Source organism: Virgibacillus alimentarius (assembly GCF_000709085.1).
In the GTDB taxonomy this organism is placed as follows: Bacteria; Bacillota; Bacilli; order Bacillales; family Amphibacillaceae; genus Virgibacillus_B; species Virgibacillus_B alimentarius.
In genome coordinates, this window is sequence record NZ_JFBD01000081.1 from 1 (window position 1) to 17,126 (window position 17,126).

Sequence of the window (17,126 nt, forward strand, 5' to 3'; positions counted from 1 at the left end):
CCTAAACCACCTGCTAGTAATAACACTACAGCAATTGCAGTTATTAAGACACCCCATATCATTTTTACGAGCAGATTCGGATTTAAGCTACCTCTTGACGTCATACTCCCTAATATATATGTTGCTGAATCTGCTGATGTAACTAAAAATGTAAAAATAAGGATAAGCGATAAAATAGATAATATATTTGTAAGCGGAAGGTTCCCAAATGTCTCAAATAATGCAACTGCGAGATCTGCATTTACCGCTTCAGCAATTGCAGTACCTTCGTTTAAGTCACTAAATAAAGCAGTTCCGCCAAAAGTTGCTATCCACAAGCAGGCTATTGCAGGAGGAACAATTAATACACCAAATACAAATTCACGTATGGTTCTTCCTCTTGACACACGGGCTACAAACGCACCTACAAATGGGGACCAGGCAATCGTCCATGCCCAGTAAAATATCGTCCAGTCCCGCACCCATGTACCTCCCTGGTACGGAGTGAGACGTAAACTATATTGAACAAAATTAGTTAAATAATCACCTAAACCTAATACGAAAGTATTTAATATAAATACAGTTGGCCCAGCAAAAAATACAAATGCCAGTAATAAAAGACACAAACCCAAGTTTACATTACTAAGCCATTTGATTCCTTTATTTAACCCTGTACTAGATGATATCAAATAGGTGAACAGCATGATTGCAGCAATAGTCATTTGAATCCAGATAGAATTTGGTACATCAAAGACAGTTTTCAATCCCCCATTCATCTGGAGAATACCAAGACCAAGAGATGTCGCCACTCCCATTACAGTCGCAATTACTGCTAGAGTATCAATGGTCTTTCCTATTGTTTTGTTTTTACCTATCACGGGCTCAATGGATGTTGAAATTAACCCGCCCTTGCCTTTTTTAAATTGTAGATAAGCAATTATTAAACCTACAACCGCAAAAACAGACCACTGACTGATTCCCCAATGGAAAAAGGCATATCCCATTGCAATACGGGCTGCTTCTTCCGTTTGCGCTTCTAGACCGGGGAACGGTGTTTCGAAAAAATGGCTCATTGGTTCTGCAACACCCCAGAACACTAAGCCTGCTCCAAACCCTGCTGAAAACAACATGCCAATCCAAGTAAAAAAAGGATATTCCGGTCTGGAGTGCGAAGGTCCCAAACGGACTTTACCATATTTACCAATTGATAAAGTAATTAAAAATATAATAAAGATAAAAATAGACAGCAGATAAAACCAACCAAAGTTAGTGGTTGTAAAACTAAAGAGCTTTTCACTAACTTCCCCAAATTTACCTGGCATAATAGCTCCAATGATTACTAGTAACGAAACAACGAATGCAGATACAAAAAAAACGGGATTTTTATACGTATGTTTTTTCATAAATTATCCTTTCAAATATTTTTATAGTATGTATCGACCTATATGTATACCACAAAATCACTTATGTAAAACTCCTCCTTGCTTATTTCTTAATTTTCGTTAGGCATCAACCTATTCTTTTATGTACTAAATAGAATAACCAAACATTCACTATATTAACACTATCACGATAAAAATAAAATCCCACTTTAGAATGATAACATTGGATATACAAAAGAAGTCTAACCCAAATGGTCAGCTCCTCTTTTATATCCAACATGATAACTAGGCTCTCTGCAGCATTCGTTCCAGTGCAATCATTGCGTTCTTTGAAACGGACTTTTCTACTATAATTTGATTATTAATCTCACCTTCATTTAATGTTTCTAATGTCCATAATAAATGCGGCAAATCAATTCGATTCATCGTTAAGCAAGGACACATGTGAGGGTTAAGTGAAAAAACTTCTTTATCTGCATGTTGGTTTGTCAATCGATTAACAAGATTCATTTCTGTACCGACAGCCCACTTTGTTCCAGCTTGAGCCTTCGAGATTGTTTCAATAATATATTTTGTAGAACCACAGTAGTCGGATAATGCAACAACTTCTCTGCTGCATTCTGGATGTACGATAATGTTTACATCCGATTTTGATTTTCTTACCTGTTCAATATTATTTACTGTAAAGTTTTCATGTACAGAACAATGCCCCTTCCATAAGATCACTTTCACAGCTTCGGGATCCCCATCATATTCAAACGTATCCGTAATCGGATTCCAAATCGCCATTTTATCTAATGGAACACCTAGATCGTATGCTGTGTTTCTGCCTAAGTGCTGATCTGGTAAAAACAGAATTCGCTCCTTCTGTGTAAAGGCCCACTCAAGCATCTTCCTTGCATTGGAGGATGTTACGGTTGCACCACCATTTTGTCCAACAAATGACTTGATCGCTGCAGTAGAATTCACGTAAGTTAAAGGCAAAATAGTATCACCAAAATTTTCCTGCATGACTTTCCATCCGCGCTCCGTCTGATTAATATCAGCCATATCAGCCATAGAACACCCCGCACGCATATCCGGTAGAATGACTTTTTGCTCATTCCCAGTCAAAATATCTGCTGTCTCAGCCATAAAGTGGACGCCACAAAACACAATATACTCCGCCTCTTTATTCTTGGCAGATACTTGGGCGAGCTTTAAAGAGTCACCAGTTACATCAGCAAACTGAATGACTTCATCTTTTTGATAATGGTGACCTGGAATAAATAATTTAGATCCAAATTTGTCTTTTATTGTGCGGACACGTTCTTCCATTTCAGGTATCGAAAGCTTTTTGTATTTTTCCGGAAGTGTTTGACTATCCTCATTTTGAATCAAATCTAATAAACTCATTTTATCTCCTCCTCACATACGGTTAAGCTAATATCCAACGCTTTTACGGAATGCGTAATATATCCAAGCGAAATATAATCGGCACCTAAGTTCCGGTATTTAGCTAAATTGCCTAATGTAATCCCGCCAGAAATTTCGGTTACGACCAAATCTGGAACATAGGATACTAATTCTTTTACTTGTTTTGGACTGCAATTATCAAACATAATCACATCTGCCTTCGCTTCCACTGCTTCGATAACTTGTTCTTTTGTTTCTGTCTCGACCTCGACATTTACCATATGACCAATATTTTCTCTCACCCTTTGAACAGCTTCGGTAATCGATCCGCAAAAAGAAATATGATTGTCTTTTATCATCACACCGTCATATAATCCGAACCGGTGATTTCTGCCGCCACCAACAGTTACTGCATACTTTTCTAGCATCCTTAACCCTGGTGATGTTTTTCTCGTATCACATATTTTCGTATGCTTATCATTTAATGTTTGGACACTTTTATTGGTTATTGTAGAAATACCGCTCATTCTTTGAAGCAAATTTAAAATCACACGTTCCCCAGTCAATAAATAAGTGATTGGACCTGTTACTTCAGCAATAACATCTCCTTCATAAACACGATCCCCATCTTGATAAAACGTTTTCACTTCAATAGCAGGATCAAATAAATAATACCCTTCCTTAATTACATCCAACCCCGAAATAATACCTTCTTCTTTGCTGATAAATACACCTTTCCCACATTCAGTAATTGGAAAAATTGCCTGACTTGTTATATCTCGATCACCCATATCCTCTTCAAAAAAAGCGTGGAGAAGGGTACGTAGTTTGATTAGATTCATGTTATAAAGCCCCTTTACTCTTAAAATTATGCTCATCTATGTGACGGGTAATGCGCTGTTTACACCATTGCTCCACTTGTACTGGATAATCCGAACGATGATGACCTCCTCGACTTTCCGGGCGTTCCAACGCAGATGTCGTTATTAACCATGCAGTAGTTAACATATTTACAATTTCAACTTCATTTTTAGACAGCTCGTATAGAGTTTGATTGAAGAAGTCATATTTTTCCAACCACGCTTTCATTTTTTGTAAATTCTTTGCATTACGGATAACACCCACATATTTCATCATTTTATCTTTTAACTCTTTCTTCTGAGGAAGTACGGTGTGATTTATTAACTTCCCTTCCCCCTGTTTACACGCTTTTTCAAGATCACCAGAAGGGACAAGCCTATCTTTAATAGAATTATTTAGTATATCATTTGAAGCTAGATGTCCAAATACAATACCCTCTAATAAAGAATTGCTTGCCAGCCGGTTGGCTCCATGCACTCCTGTACATGCTGCTTCACCGAGTGCATATAACCCTTCCATTGACGTTTGGCCATGGTAATTTGCTTCTATTCCACCCATCATAAAATGTGCGCCAGGAGTAACAGGAAGAATGCTTTTATTTACATCAATTCCATGTTCATTGCATAAATGATGTATTGTCGGAAAGCGGGAAGCAAAAGATTTTACATTGGCTATATTCAAAAAGACTTGTTCTCCCTTATTCTGTTTATGAAATATTGTTCTAGCGACAACATCTCTTGGTGCCAAATCTTCTAGTTCGTGAACACCTTGCATCACTCTATTTCCATGACGATCGATTAAGTATGCACCTTCTCCTCGTACTGCTTCCGATACGAGACCTAGTACCTTGTTGTCTTTATATAAAAGTGTCGGATGAAATTGTATAAATTCTAAATCAGCCAGTTTAGCCCCTGCTCGATACGCGATAGCAATACCGTCACCTGTTACAGTAGCATCATTTGATGTAGTGGCATATACATGCCCACATCCCCCTGTAGCAATAATTGTTGACGGAGCATAGTAGGTTATGAGCTTATCATTGGCGTTTTTGGTAATAACTCCAATGCACCGATGATCATGTACAATCAGATCGATTACCATTTCATATTCAATGATAGACACATTGTCATTCAGCTGTTGAAACATAAATGTTATGATTGCTTTACCAGTAGCATCACCTCCAGCATGAACAATTCTCCTTTTTGAATGGGCTCCTTCCATCCCAAAATACAAATCACCATCTTTTCTCTGATCAAAGGGCATTCCATCACTTATTAACTGTTTCACATAGTCAGAGCCTTTTTGTACTAATGTTCTTGTATTACTATCGTCGTTATGAAAGCATCCGGCAATAATCGTGTCTGTATAATGGGAATGCCAATCGTCATTGCTTCGAATTGCTGCAGCAACTCCTCCTTGAGCATGAAAAGAATTACTATGATTTACACCTGATTTTGTGATAATAATCACATTCTTTTCCTTGCTTAATTGATTAGCAGCTGTTAATGCAGCAATTCCACTGCCAATAATAATGACGTCAGGGTTATTCATTTTAGGTTCTCCTCTTAATTTCTGTGAATTTATGAAATCTAATGTATATCTATATGTCTTGACATCTATATTTACATATTATTATACTAAAAACAAGCGTTAAATGATAAAAGCTTAAAGTCGTTATCGAAAATAACTAGGAGTGCTTATATGATTTACTTAGATTATGCTGCTACAACGCCAACTTCTGACGAAGCGTTACATGTTTATAATAAAGTTTCGCAGTCTTTTTATGGAAATCCCAGCAGTCTCCACGATATAGGTTCAAAAGCGCAACATTTATTGCAGTCTTGCCGCAGAGAACTATCCTCCTTATTAAATGGTTCAGAAAACGGCATCTATTTTACCAGTGGGGGCTCGGAAGCAAATATTTTGGCATTAAAATCACTTATTAATGCACATCAAGGGAAAGGAAATCATCTTATTACAACTGCTGCGGAACATTCATCTGTTTTTAATTTTTTCCAATTAATGATGGAAGAAGGGTTTGAGGTTACTTTTTTACCAATTCATGAAGATGGTCTAATTCAAATAAAAGATTTAAAACATGCAATAAAAAAATCAACGATCCTTGTATCCATTCATCATGGAAATGGCGAAATAGGAGCCGTTCAGCCAATTGAAGAGATTGGAGATTTACTTGAAGCTTATGATATATTATTTCACAGTGATTGTGTCCAAACATTTGGAAAAATACCTATTAATATCCAAAAGGCAAAGCTTGACAGTTTATCCATCTCCAGCCATAAAATATATGGACCTAAGGGTGTAGGATCTGCTTATATCAATCCAAACACAACTTGGCAGCAAGAAATTCCTGGTACAACACATGAATCTGGATTTCGCCCAGGAACAGAAAACCTTCCTGGTATTGCAGCTTTTATTACCATAGCCGCAGCCGTATGTAATCATATGGAAATCGAGCAAAAGCGATTAAATAAATTAAAATTATATTTAGTCAACGAGCTGCGAAAAAGATCCACGTTCATCCATATTGAAAGTGGTTGGTCAACTGATTATTTGCCCCATATCCTTGGTCTTAGAATAAAAGGAATGGAAGGTCAATACACCATGCTTGAGTGTAATCGTTACGGTGTTGCTGTCTCTACAGGAACCGCATGTCAAATAGCCAACCTAGCGCCTTCGCGAACAATGCTAGCCTTAGGAAGATCGGAAACAGAAGCAAAAGAATTTATTCGCTTGTCTTTGGGTAAACAATCAACAATGGAGGATATGCAAAAAACTATCTCTATCTTTGATACAATCATCGAAAAATCCCTTCTTGTTAGGAGAGAAACAAAACATTGAAAGCAAAAAAGATTACTGGTGAAGCAAGACGCACCTTCATATTAAAATTATTAAAAGAAGCAAATCAACCAATTACAGGATCTTCATTTGCCGAAAAGGCAAATGTCAGCAGACAGGTAATCGTACAAGACATCTCTATATTAAAAGCAAAAAAAGAGCCCATCATCGCTACAAGCCAAGGATATCTATACATGGCAAATGAAAAGGATGAGAAGAAAAACCAAATGGTTATCGCTTGTAATCACCATCCGGTGCAGACTCGGGAAGAATTAAACATTATCGTTGATCATGGTGTTACGGTAAAAGACATAAAAATTGAACATCCCGTTTATGGAGACCTATCAGCTTCAATCATGGTGAGTAATCGAAAAGAAGTAGATCAATTTATCAAGCAAATTGAAGAAACAAATGCTCCCTATCTTGCGCCACTTACAAACGGTACACATCTTCATACCGTAGAAGCGGATACACCGGAAAAACTTCAAGATGCCTGTAAAAAATTATTCGAAGCCGGCATTTTAATTCGTGAATAAAAGAAAAACTGATAGTTCTGTAACATTTTAGGTATTTTACCCCCTTTTTAGAAAATACTAACTGTACAACAATAAGGGGGGTTTTTACCTATGGAAGAAAAAAAGAAACTGGATTTAGTTTCAATTGCTTCCGTTCCTTTAGTGATGACACTCGGGAATTCGATGCTAATACCGATTCTTCCAGTCATCGAAAATAAATTAAAAATCACCGCATTCCAATCCAGCTTAATCATTACCGTATATTCAATGATTGCAATTATCCTTATTCCGTTTGCTGGATATTTATCAGATCGATTCGGCAGAAAAAAAGTGATCATTCCTAGTCTGATCATTACAGCTATTGGCGGACTCATCAGTGGCCTGGCTGCAATGCTTTTTGAACAATCATATTTATTAATTTTATTAGGCAGGTTTATACAAGGTATTGGAGCTTCGGGAACTTTTCCAGTTGTACTCCCGCTAATTGGAGATATGTTTAAAGAAGATCGAAAAGTCAGCAGTGGATTAGGGCTAGTTGAGACCTCTAACACAGTAGGAAAGGTATTAAGTCCAATCATTGGAGCAGCTTTAGCGTTAATCACTTGGTACACACCACTTCTTGCTATTCCTGTATTTTGTCTGGTATCCCTAGTGCTTGTTTTCTTCTTGTTAAAGGTTCCTAAACAGCAAGAAGAACCAGTCCCACTTCGTACATTTTTCAAAAATATTAAGGAAATTTTTGCTAAAAAAGGAAGATGGCTTTATGCTATTTTCATCATTGGCTGCATCTTGATGTATGTCTTATTTGGTGTATTATTTTACTTATCCACCATACTGGAAGAAAATTATCAAATAGAAGGTATTTTGAAAGGTCTAATCCTTGCAATACCTTTATTAACTCTATCTCTAGCATCTTATATTACAGGTAAAAAAATTGGAGAAAACAAACTTCTTATGAAATGGGTAACATTTTCTGGATGCCTATTATTAACTTGTACGATATTCGCCATTAGCTTTTCAGAATCCATTTATTTATTAGTTGGAGGTCTCATCTTTAGCGGAATAGGTATAGGAATGGCCCTTCCTTGCCTAGATACATTTATAACAGGTGGAGTTAAAAAAGAGGAAAGAGGGACAGTCAGTTCAATTTATAGCAGTATGCGCTTTATTGGTGTTGCTCTAGGACCGCCACTATTTGCGATGATTATGAAATATTCCCATCAGACACTTTTTTTGACTACTGCTGCTATATGTATAATTGCTTCTGGATTTGCTCTTATTTCCATAAAACCAAAAAGAAATTACAATCCGGCATTATCGGAATAACTAAAAAATAGCAACTGGAAATTCATCTCCAGCTGCTATTTTTTATTAGCTTGTACAATACTAGGAATAGCCAGACAAACTGATTGGATTATTTATCTTGATCGGTAATAATGAGAGGACCGTCTTTCGTGATTGCAATTGTATGTTCGTATTGGGCAGAACGGCCTTTATCGACAGTTCTGGCTGTCCAATTATTAGCATCCATCTTACTTCGCCACTCTCCCTCATTGATCATTGGTTCAATTGTAATAACCATTCCTTCTTTTAATCGCAAACCTTTATTTGGTACCCCAAAATGTGGAATGTAAGGTGATTCATGAATAGTAGGTCCGATACCATGGCCGGTAAAATCACGGACAACCGAAAATCCTTCACCTTCTGCATAAGTTTGAATTGCATGTCCAATATCACCAATGCGCTTTCCTGCCTGTGCTTGTTCAATTCCTTTATACAAAGCCGTTTTTGTAACTTCTAATAATCGCTTTCCTTTTTCATCAACATTTCCAACTGCATACGACCAAGCGGAATCTGCTAATCCTCCATTTAAATTCACTACCATATCAATTGTGACAATATCCCCGTCTTCAAGCTTTTCGTTACGAGGAAATCCATGACAAATTTCATCATTAATGGAAGCGCATGTTGCATATTTATATCCATTATATCCTTTTTGCTCAGCCGTAGCCCCGTGTTTAGCTAAAAAGCTTTCAACAAATGCTTCAATTTCCATCGTTGTAATTCCCGGTTTAATCATCTTAGCAATTTCTTTATGACACTGGACAAGTATATCACCTGCAGCTTGCATTTGTTCTATTTCTCGTTTACTTTTTCGTGTAATCATTTCTTTTCTTCCTTCCTGCTGATCGTTAAAATCAATCTAATTTTATGTTATATGATATCCTTCTGTTCTCATCATCCATAACCTACAGTCAGTTTACTATAAAATAAACGATGATGCGAACAATGCGCAAATCAAAATAAGACATAATACTTTCAACTACAACAAGAAGAATACAGAGAGTACAAAACCCTCTGTATCCTTTAAACCACTAACAATAGCCGCCGAATCCAGCGCCGCCATAACCATAACCGCCACCTGTATATGAGGTTCCAACTATGATTAATAATATAAACAGGACGACTATCAGTGCAAAACCTCCACCGTAGCCACCTAGACCTGTGCTCATGTTATTCCCTCCCCGTTGATTTCGATCACTATACATTATGCAACGTGAAATCATTTAGGTAGGGCGTTTGTCGGATGACCTTTTATAAGTAATCTCGTACGTAATAAATATTTCCATTTTTCACCGTTGCTTCATCTCTAAGAATATCAACCAGAACGCCTCCAACAGTCTCTGTGTTCTTTAAATGATTATTTTTCTTATAATCTTTAAACTTTTCAACATCCATAAATTCATCATAACTGCTCGTACGAATTTGCTCCTGCATGGCTGTATCCATAACCCCGGGGCTAAATGCGATAATTTTATTCCCTGTCTTTAGTTCATCCTGCTCTAATGACACAGTTTTAGTATACATGTTCATACTTGCTTTTGTACTGCAGTAGGCACTCCATCCGTAAACAGGACGTTCAGCAGCACCTGATGTGATTATTACGCTAATTAAAGGCACATCTTTTTCAAGTGATTTTTGTAAAAATAAATTTGTTAATACCATTGGAGCCACCGTATTTACCTGTACATGGTAAGCTAAATCTTCTGCTTGAATATTCATTGCCTGGTCAATTGGTTCAACTACAGCAGCATTGTTTACTAGGTAAACAAATGACGGTTCTTTAGCATAAAGCGTTTTACTAATATCATTAAACGCTTTTTCGATACTTGCTACATCTCCCAGATCACAAGTATAGTGTGTAAACAATTGATTATTCTGTTCTGCTATTTGTGATAACGCGTCATTTTTAGTGCGGGAGATTCCAATAACATTGACTCCGGCTTCTAGAAACAATTTAGCAACTGATTCTCCCAATCCTTTTGAAACCCCTGTTACAACAGCAAATTTCATTTGCTCCCCTCCTATGCTCCTAAAAAAAGCTTTGTTTTAATTTACTATCATTATAACAATTTTGAAACGATTTAACAGGATGGCTGTTTTCGTATACTTTGTTATTTATGCCATTCCAGTTGAAAATTTCCTTTCACCACACAAATGATTCAATTCTGTTTACATAAATAGTCTCCAGATAACACTTTTATTTCTTCCTTAAGCTATCCCAATAATACACCAGTGTTTCCATTCCCTTTTTGAAGCTGTCTAATGGAAAGCTTTCGTTTGGGGAATGGATACGGTCTTCTGGCGTTCCAAATCCTAATAAAACAATTGGAATATCGTAAATTGCTTCCATCCATTCTACAACCGGAATAGAACCTCCCATTCTTACATAGACTGTTTCTTTACCAAATGCTTTTGTATAGCTTGCTGCTGCTTTTTGAATGAGTGGATGATCCGGTTCCACTTTGTACGCTTTGGCTGATAATTTTTCCTTTTTCACATTTACTTTAACACCTGTTGGTGCATGATGATAAACATGCTTTTCTAACAAATTCTGTATTTTTTCAGGGTCTTGTCCTGGTACTAAACGACAAGTGATTTTTGCAGTTGCAGACGACGGGATAATTGTTTTTGTTCCTTCTCCCTGATAGCCACCATACATACCATTAATCTCAAAGGTCGGGCGCGCCATTGTATGTTCTTTTGCTGTATATCCCGTCTCAGATGCTGTTTCTGTTACACCAGTTGTCGTTTGATAATCTTCACCTTGCACATTTTTAATCAACTTTCTTTCTTCATCAGACAATGGTTCCACATCGTCATAAAATCCTTCAACTGTAATTACTTCATCTTTGTTTTTCATAGATGCTAAAATTTGCGTTAAAGCCATAATTGGATTCTTAATGGCTCCTCCATACATACCAGAATGGAGGTCGTGGTCTGGTCCCTTTACAGTAATCTCAATACCAGTAAAGCCTTTTAGTCCATATAAAATAGTCGGCTGATTTTTAGCAACCATGCCTGAGTCGGAAATGACAGCAAAGTCTGCAGCGAATAAATCTTTTTTAGTATGTAAAATATCATATAAATTTTCACTACCAATTTCTTCTTCGCCTTCAATACATACCTTCACGTTTATTGGCAGCTTCCCTTCTGTTTTTATAAAAGCTTCAAATACTGCTAAGTGCATAAATACTTGGCCTTTATCGTCACTTGAGCCACGAGCGTACAAACGCCCATCACGAATTTCCGGCTTAAATGGGTCACTCTTCCATTGATCTATTGGATCAACTGGCTGTACATCATAGTGACCATAAAACAACACGGTAGGTGCTTCAGTTCCTGCTTGAGTATACTCTGCATAAATAAGTGGATGACCAGGGGTTTCCATCTGTGTAACGTTCTCAAATCCCAGTTCAGATAAATAACTCTTTAAAAATTCTGCTGCTTCTAGAATATTCTGTTTATGTGTACTGTCTGTGCTAACACTCGGTATAGATAAAAAATCATTCCATTTTTTCATTAAATCTTCATTATGATCATTTAAATAATTTAATACATCCCTTGTCATAAAAATTCCTCCTATCCACCTCTATTTTAGCATATTACTTGCCGAAAATTGAAAAACGAGCGCTCTTTCGAGTCGCTCGTTTTATTTTATCTATTTCCTTGTGGGAATACACGTTCAATCATGTCTCCAAATTGGTCAAAGAATCCGCCAATTGGGTTACCATTCCTGGCTTCATTGGCATAATCATTCGTTAAATCAATAAAATCCGGGTTTGTAGTAACATAAACATTGTCAATATCATTATCAACAGATTTTACTACGTCGGTGATTTGTTGCTTGACTTCATCCGTAACATCATTATCATTGTTTTCATTATCATTGTTTCGTGTATTATTATTTTTTCTGTTTAAATCGCCTGTATTATTTATACCATCATTATTTGTTACTCCGTCATTGTTTCGGTCATTATGATTGTTGTTATTGTCATTATCATCATTGTTTAAAACCGCACCAACATATGCATTGTTGTCAGTTGTTAATACATATGCGCGATCAATCTCATCTACCTTATCTGTAATCTTGTCTGCTGCTTGCTTTGACACATTGTATCTGCGATCATTATCTCTATTCCTATCTTGTGCGTCATTTACCCGATCATTTCGGTTATCATTATCACGTACATTACGTGTATTGTTATCCGCACGGTCATTGTAGCGAGTTTGTTCTACATTATTGTCAGCATCATTATTTGTTGCACCATTGTCCCTATTGGCATCATCATTTGCTGTACCACAACCAACAAGTGCTAACGTTGTTGCTAAGGCTACACTTGCTACTTTAAATTTCATGTTTTTTAATCCTCCTTTTCTGTTTGGTTTTAGTATGTAACAGAAAGGAGTTTTTATTTACGCTTTTTATCATTGTGTCTTTTTGGTAATTACACCAATATTGTATCAGACAATATATAGAGAAATAGGAAACCCTACAAATAACCCTTTAATTAAGGAGGGATATTGATGGACATTCCTGATTACGACAAAGCTTTATATTATACACTTTGGGGACAATGGGATGATTTGCTTGTATTGATGGTTCGGACTAAAGATGATATGCTTTCTAAAAAAATAGAACTTTTTTTACATGCTTACCATTATGCTCCAGATCAAAAGTCTATATTGGAATCCCACGATGACCTTCTGTATTATTTGGAACATGCAATGAAATCAGTACCTGCTGCAGTAATGGAAGTATGATTACACGATGCACCATTCTCATGGATGGTGCATCTTTTTAAAGGGCCTTTTCTTTTGACATTCTTTACTTTGCTTTTATTGGCTTCACAAATTATTATCTTTTACTGGCTCTGTTTGAGGCTCTTGTATTTGTTTTTCTTCATTAAATTGATAAAAGGATTGAATCATTTCTTTGTCTTCTTCGTTGAAATTATTTTTCACCATATTCTTTTCATCTATTTCTAATGCCATTGTTTCGTTCATTGTTTGATTATTCTTCTGTGCTTTTTCCCTAATTTTTTTTGGCACTTGGAATGTAGCAATTCCCCAGCCAGATTCTTTATCGGATAAATGATTTTGTAATCGTTTAATTAAATCCCCATTTTGAGCCTCTTCATTCACAAAGCTTACACCAATCAGCATATTTTTTCCATGTTTAACTAGTCCTGCTTCCTCACTATGCATCATAATCTTTGCAATTACTTTTTCTAAATATTTGTTTTTATAATTTGTTAATTTTTTCACAAGTTGATCTGCATCATCGTTTAAAGGTGTAATACGATGGACATGTAATGATTCATCAATTATTAATTCGACACTAGGATTAATTTCTAAATTAATATAGGCATATGTTTTATTTTTTCCCATAATAAAATAAAGGGGCATTACAACAAGTAACAGCATGCAAACCATCGCAACAATACGAACGGGTGATTTTACCTGTTTTTTAAAATATAAAAAGAATGATTTCTCGGATGCGATGGGTTTAAAATATACTTCATCACCTATTTCAACGTTCTCCACAGATGCTGCTTTTTTAAAAATACCTTCCTTTGTCATAATAATAATATAACGACTGTGCTTTTCCATCACAATGCCTTTCTTCACTTACCCACCCCCCCTTAAATAATCCTTAAGATAAACATAGTCTTCGTTAAGTACAATAAACATTGCTAAAATAAACTTTCGGTTCCTCTCTAATGTTTTCTTACTCACATTTACCTTTTGGATTAGATCCTTTATTGGCAGTCTTTTTTTAGCTCGTACATATTCTCTTAATGCTTTATCATGAAAAAGAATTTTTGCTACTTCTACAGCAGATTCCCTGGCATCTTGGTGTTTGGGTGAAACTTCCGTGAGTTCAAGTAAAGATAATTTATACGTAGCTAACTTTTCTTTGTAATCCTTTATTTCTTCTTTCCGATGCCATGCATCCTGTTCCTGAATATAAGCTTCTTTCGCTGCTGCTACTTCCAGCGGATTTTCCATTTGCTCCACATCGTACGTTTCATCCAAAGATGCCGCAACAGGGGCTTTTTTGATATAACGAATATAGTCGATCACTCTTCGTTTAACAACAAGCTTTGCAAAAGAGAAGAAAGAGCTTCCCCTTTCAGCGGAAAAGCTTAATAAAGCATCATTAAACGCTGACAAGCCAATGCTAAATTCATCATCCTGCTCAGGGTCGATATAACGTTTGCAAACTTCTGAAACGCATTTAGCAATAAATGGCTGATACATTTTCAACAAATAATTCTGGGCTTCATCATTCCCTTCTTGAACTAATTTTATCATCTCATCCAGGGGCATATTATTAAACTCATCCATAACTTAGAGCACCCCCAGTCGCTATAAATTTCGTTTTAGGTTTATCTTTTTTGGGTGTACCATTATTTATATATTTAAAACATACGCGGTTCCTTTTCTTTAACATGATGATTCCACCATCTTTTTTAGTTATTTCAAAATGCTTCAACATGCTTAATAGTACCCTAATGAACTATGTGAAGCTATCTCAAAATAGTTACATTTCCTTTAAATATCAGTAACTTATTTACCAGGTTACTGTAAAAAAAGTGGAACAACAGTTTATTTATTGAACTTTTGATACCTGTAATAGTAATCAATCGGAACAAACATTCCTACCTTCCCATATTCGTCATGATCTAAAGTACCAAATACAACTCCGATCACTTTTTCGTTTTCATTAATAACCGGACTGCCGCTGTTGCCACGATAGACCGGAGCTTTTATCATAACAACTTCTTCGGTCCAATTATTCAATTTCACATCATCAATAATTTCACCTTCATTAGCGATCCCTTGAAAGTTTAATGGATTACCAATAAACTTTATGATCTCGTTGGAGTGAAATGAAGGATTTTCGGCCAAATCTAAAAAGGGGAGTTTTTCCCCGTTTTCTCTATCTATTTGAAGAACTGCCAAATCAATATTTGGGTACGTCTCAACAACTTCAGCCGTAAAAAGACCCTTCTCAGGAAAAGCCACAGTGACACTGGCATCTCCCTCAACAACATGATGATTTGTTAATATCTTTCCATCATCTGTAATGGAGAAACCAGTACCTCTGGCATCTTCAGTTTCTATAACAACTACTGCCTTTTTATACACTTGAACCATTTTTTGTTGAGACAACTTTGCAGAAGTCGTTAAAAAATCAATCGCAGGAACCGAAAATGTTTGAGGCAAAAGAGCTACGATATTAAACACCATCGCAATAGCAATAAACCAAAACGCCCATTTTGGAAATGGACGTTTTGACTTGGGTGGTTTTCCTTTCTTTTCTCTATCTAATGCTTTTTCTCTTTCGACTTGCAATAGTTCCTCCATCTCGTCAGCATCTAATTCTTCAAATAGATCTTCATCTATGATGTCATTTTTATGTTCGTCATTCGAACCCATACGTCACCTCGTCAATTTAAAAACATGAAAAAAAAGAGAATCGAGCTATTCTCTTGAAAGTGGATAAGTTATATACTTTTTAACTCTAGTTTACTTTTTGTTTTAAGCCTAAATAAATGTACCAAGCGCTCTATGTTTCATTGACTACATTCGTTTCGCTGGAAGTGTTTATGAAAACTCTGGGATGTTTCATAGCAAAAACGGACTTGCTTCATTGGTTTAGTGCACAGCCGGAAATTTCGAACAATTCGTTTTATATGTAAACCCATTTAGTTATTATACGCTTATTATAGCACGAATCGTCAAAAGTAGACAAGTTTAATTATGAATTTTCTGAAATAGTATATGCTATAAATTTATATTTTTTTGCAATAACTATACGAATTTATCTAAATTTCTGCTATATTATTATAATAAAGGCAAAATTTTAAGGAGATGTTTCCCATTATTAAGTATCTGGAAGAAATGCTAAAATATAACAAAGAATTCGTAGCAGACAAAAAATATGAACAATATAAAACAGATAGTTTTCCAAATAAACGGATGGTTATCTTTACTTGTATGGAATCACGCTTAGTAGAACTACTGCCACGTTCTTTAAACATCCAAAATGGGGATGTGAAGATGCTGAAAAATGCAGGAGCTATTATCCGAAAACCATTTGACAGTATAATGAAAAGTATACTTGTTGCCGTTTATAGCTTAAAGGCAGAGGAAGTAATAGTTATCGGGCATCATGACTGTGGCATGTCACATGTAAACACAGACCAATTAATGGATACTATGTCAGACAGAGGAATATCGGATGAAGCCTTATCCACATTAGAGCATGCAGGTATCGATTTCGAAGAAGAATTCCATGGTTTTGAAACGGTCGAGCAGTCTGTTGAACAAAGTGTAGGCATTATCCGTAATCATCCCCTTCTGCCGGAAGAAGTAAAAGTACATGGACTTGTGATCGACCCAGGAACCGGTAAAGTAGACGTTGTTACAGAAGATAATTAAAAAGCCAAGAATAAGTAAAAATGGGTTCGGTCTTTGATGATCGAACCCATTTTTCTCAGGATTACTTTCGTGATCTTTTGCCTGATTTCTGTTCATGGCGATGCACTTTTTCAAGTTTACCGCCTTGAACGCAAACCCTAATTCATTTCCCACCTTCTCTTTGCCCCTCACCGACAAACGCGTGAAGCGCAAATTAGCCTTCTGAAAGCTTCTTTCTAATATATTCTTTTTGCTGCTCCCATTTTTCGTTATAATAAATTTTCCGGTTGTTTCCTTCTTTTGCTTTTCTGTCTTCAAATAACTGTTGCGTTTTCCGAGGATTTTCATGTCATTTTCGTATTTCTGT

Annotated in this window: 16 protein-coding genes and 2 pseudogenes; 5 read left to right on the forward strand and 13 right to left on the reverse strand. The window is 36.2% G+C overall.

Annotated features, from left to right (window positions below):
* The 4 genes from GZ63_RS0112715 to nadB all read right to left on the reverse strand — a co-directional run.
* Positions 1–1,382, reverse strand: a 1,382-nt coding sequence (locus GZ63_RS0112715) for a BCCT family transporter (protein ID WP_029270142.1), incomplete at its 3' end; no start/stop codon positions are given.
* 264 nt (positions 1,383–1,646) lie between these two features.
* Positions 1,647–2,756, reverse strand: a complete 1,110-nt coding sequence (nadA, locus tag GZ63_RS0112720; RefSeq protein ID WP_029270144.1) for a quinolinate synthase NadA — start codon at positions 2,754–2,756, stop codon at positions 1,647–1,649.
* Positions 2,753–3,598 (reverse strand): carboxylating nicotinate-nucleotide diphosphorylase, encoded by an 846-nt coding sequence (gene nadC, locus GZ63_RS0112725; protein WP_029270146.1) that lies wholly within the window; start codon positions 3,596–3,598, stop codon positions 2,753–2,755. The genes nadA and nadC overlap by 4 nt, the downstream gene beginning before the upstream one ends.
* 1 nt (position 3,599) lies before the next feature.
* A complete protein-coding gene (gene nadB, locus GZ63_RS0112730) occupies positions 3,600–5,168 on the reverse strand; it encodes an L-aspartate oxidase (RefSeq protein WP_029270147.1) in 1,569 nt (522 codons plus the stop codon).
* A 150-nt stretch (positions 5,169–5,318) separates the two neighbouring features.
* Here nadB and GZ63_RS0112735 point away from each other — a divergent pair, with 150 nt between their 5' ends.
* From GZ63_RS0112735 to GZ63_RS0112745, 3 genes are all read left to right on the forward strand, one after another.
* Positions 5,319–6,476, forward strand: coding sequence for an IscS subfamily cysteine desulfurase (locus GZ63_RS0112735; RefSeq protein WP_029270149.1), 1,158 nt, complete (start codon positions 5,319–5,321; stop codon positions 6,474–6,476).
* On the forward strand, positions 6,473–7,009 hold the full coding sequence (locus GZ63_RS0112740; protein WP_029270152.1) for a transcription repressor NadR: 537 nt from the start codon (positions 6,473–6,475) through the stop codon (positions 7,007–7,009). Before GZ63_RS0112735 ends, GZ63_RS0112740 begins: the two co-directional genes overlap by 4 nt.
* A gap of 90 nt (positions 7,010–7,099) precedes the next feature.
* On the forward strand, positions 7,100–8,314 hold the full coding sequence (locus tag GZ63_RS0112745) for an MFS transporter (protein ID WP_029270154.1): 1,215 nt from the start codon (positions 7,100–7,102) through the stop codon (positions 8,312–8,314).
* A gap of 88 nt (positions 8,315–8,402) precedes the next feature.
* Here GZ63_RS0112745 and map read toward each other — a convergent pair whose 3' ends face one another.
* The 5 genes and pseudogenes from map to GZ63_RS0112770 all read right to left on the reverse strand — a co-directional run bounded on the left by map (position 8,403) and on the right by GZ63_RS0112770 (position 12,688).
* Positions 8,403–9,155 carry a type I methionyl aminopeptidase gene (map, locus tag GZ63_RS0112750; protein WP_029270156.1) on the reverse strand — a complete coding sequence of 251 codons (753 nt, stop codon included), beginning with the start codon at positions 9,153–9,155 and terminating at the stop codon, positions 8,403–8,405.
* Positions 9,156–9,405: 250 nt separating this feature from the next.
* Positions 9,406–9,501: pseudogene (locus GZ63_RS17500) on the reverse strand (YjcZ family sporulation protein); the annotation flags it as partial.
* An 82-nt stretch (positions 9,502–9,583) separates the two neighbouring features.
* Positions 9,584–10,342 carry a (S)-benzoin forming benzil reductase gene (locus GZ63_RS0112760; protein WP_029270158.1) on the reverse strand — a complete coding sequence of 253 codons (759 nt, stop codon included), beginning with the start codon at positions 10,340–10,342 and terminating at the stop codon, positions 9,584–9,586.
* A 187-nt stretch (positions 10,343–10,529) separates the two neighbouring features.
* A complete protein-coding gene (locus GZ63_RS0112765; RefSeq protein ID WP_029270160.1) occupies positions 10,530–11,900 on the reverse strand; it encodes a dipeptidase in 1,371 nt (456 codons plus the stop codon).
* A gap of 86 nt (positions 11,901–11,986) precedes the next feature.
* On the reverse strand, positions 11,987–12,688 hold the full coding sequence (locus tag GZ63_RS0112770; RefSeq protein WP_029270162.1) for a YhcN/YlaJ family sporulation lipoprotein: 702 nt from the start codon (positions 12,686–12,688) through the stop codon (positions 11,987–11,989).
* A gap of 168 nt (positions 12,689–12,856) precedes the next feature.
* Between GZ63_RS0112770 and GZ63_RS0112775 the strand changes: the two genes are divergently transcribed.
* Entirely contained in the window at positions 12,857–13,093 is a 237-nt protein-coding gene (locus GZ63_RS0112775) for a YhdB family protein (RefSeq protein ID WP_029270164.1), read from the forward strand.
* 84 nt (positions 13,094–13,177) lie between these two features.
* On the opposite strand, the gene GZ63_RS0112780 is transcribed toward GZ63_RS0112775, so the two are convergent.
* The 3 genes from GZ63_RS0112780 to GZ63_RS0112795 all read right to left on the reverse strand — a co-directional run bounded on the left by GZ63_RS0112780 (position 13,178) and on the right by GZ63_RS0112795 (position 15,775).
* On the reverse strand, positions 13,178–13,960 hold the full coding sequence (locus GZ63_RS0112780) for an anti-sigma factor domain-containing protein (protein WP_029270166.1): 783 nt from the start codon (positions 13,958–13,960) through the stop codon (positions 13,178–13,180).
* The gene (sigI, locus tag GZ63_RS0112785) at positions 13,961–14,680 is read right to left on the reverse strand and encodes an RNA polymerase sigma-I factor (RefSeq protein ID WP_029270168.1); all 720 of its coding nucleotides are present in this window, start codon (positions 14,678–14,680) and stop codon (positions 13,961–13,963) included.
* A 261-nt stretch (positions 14,681–14,941) separates the two neighbouring features.
* Entirely contained in the window at positions 14,942–15,775 is an 834-nt protein-coding gene (locus GZ63_RS0112795) for a S1C family serine protease (RefSeq protein ID WP_029270170.1), read from the reverse strand.
* A 447-nt stretch (positions 15,776–16,222) separates the two neighbouring features.
* On the opposite strand from GZ63_RS0112795, the gene GZ63_RS0112800 reads away from it, so the two are divergent.
* A complete protein-coding gene (locus GZ63_RS0112800; protein ID WP_029270172.1) occupies positions 16,223–16,780 on the forward strand; it encodes a beta-class carbonic anhydrase in 558 nt (185 codons plus the stop codon).
* A gap of 90 nt (positions 16,781–16,870) precedes the next feature.
* Here GZ63_RS0112800 and GZ63_RS17505 read toward each other — a convergent pair.
* A pseudogene (locus GZ63_RS17505) lies at positions 16,871–17,066 on the reverse strand (IS5/IS1182 family transposase); the annotation flags it as partial.
* Positions 17,067–17,126: the final 60 nt, after the last annotated feature.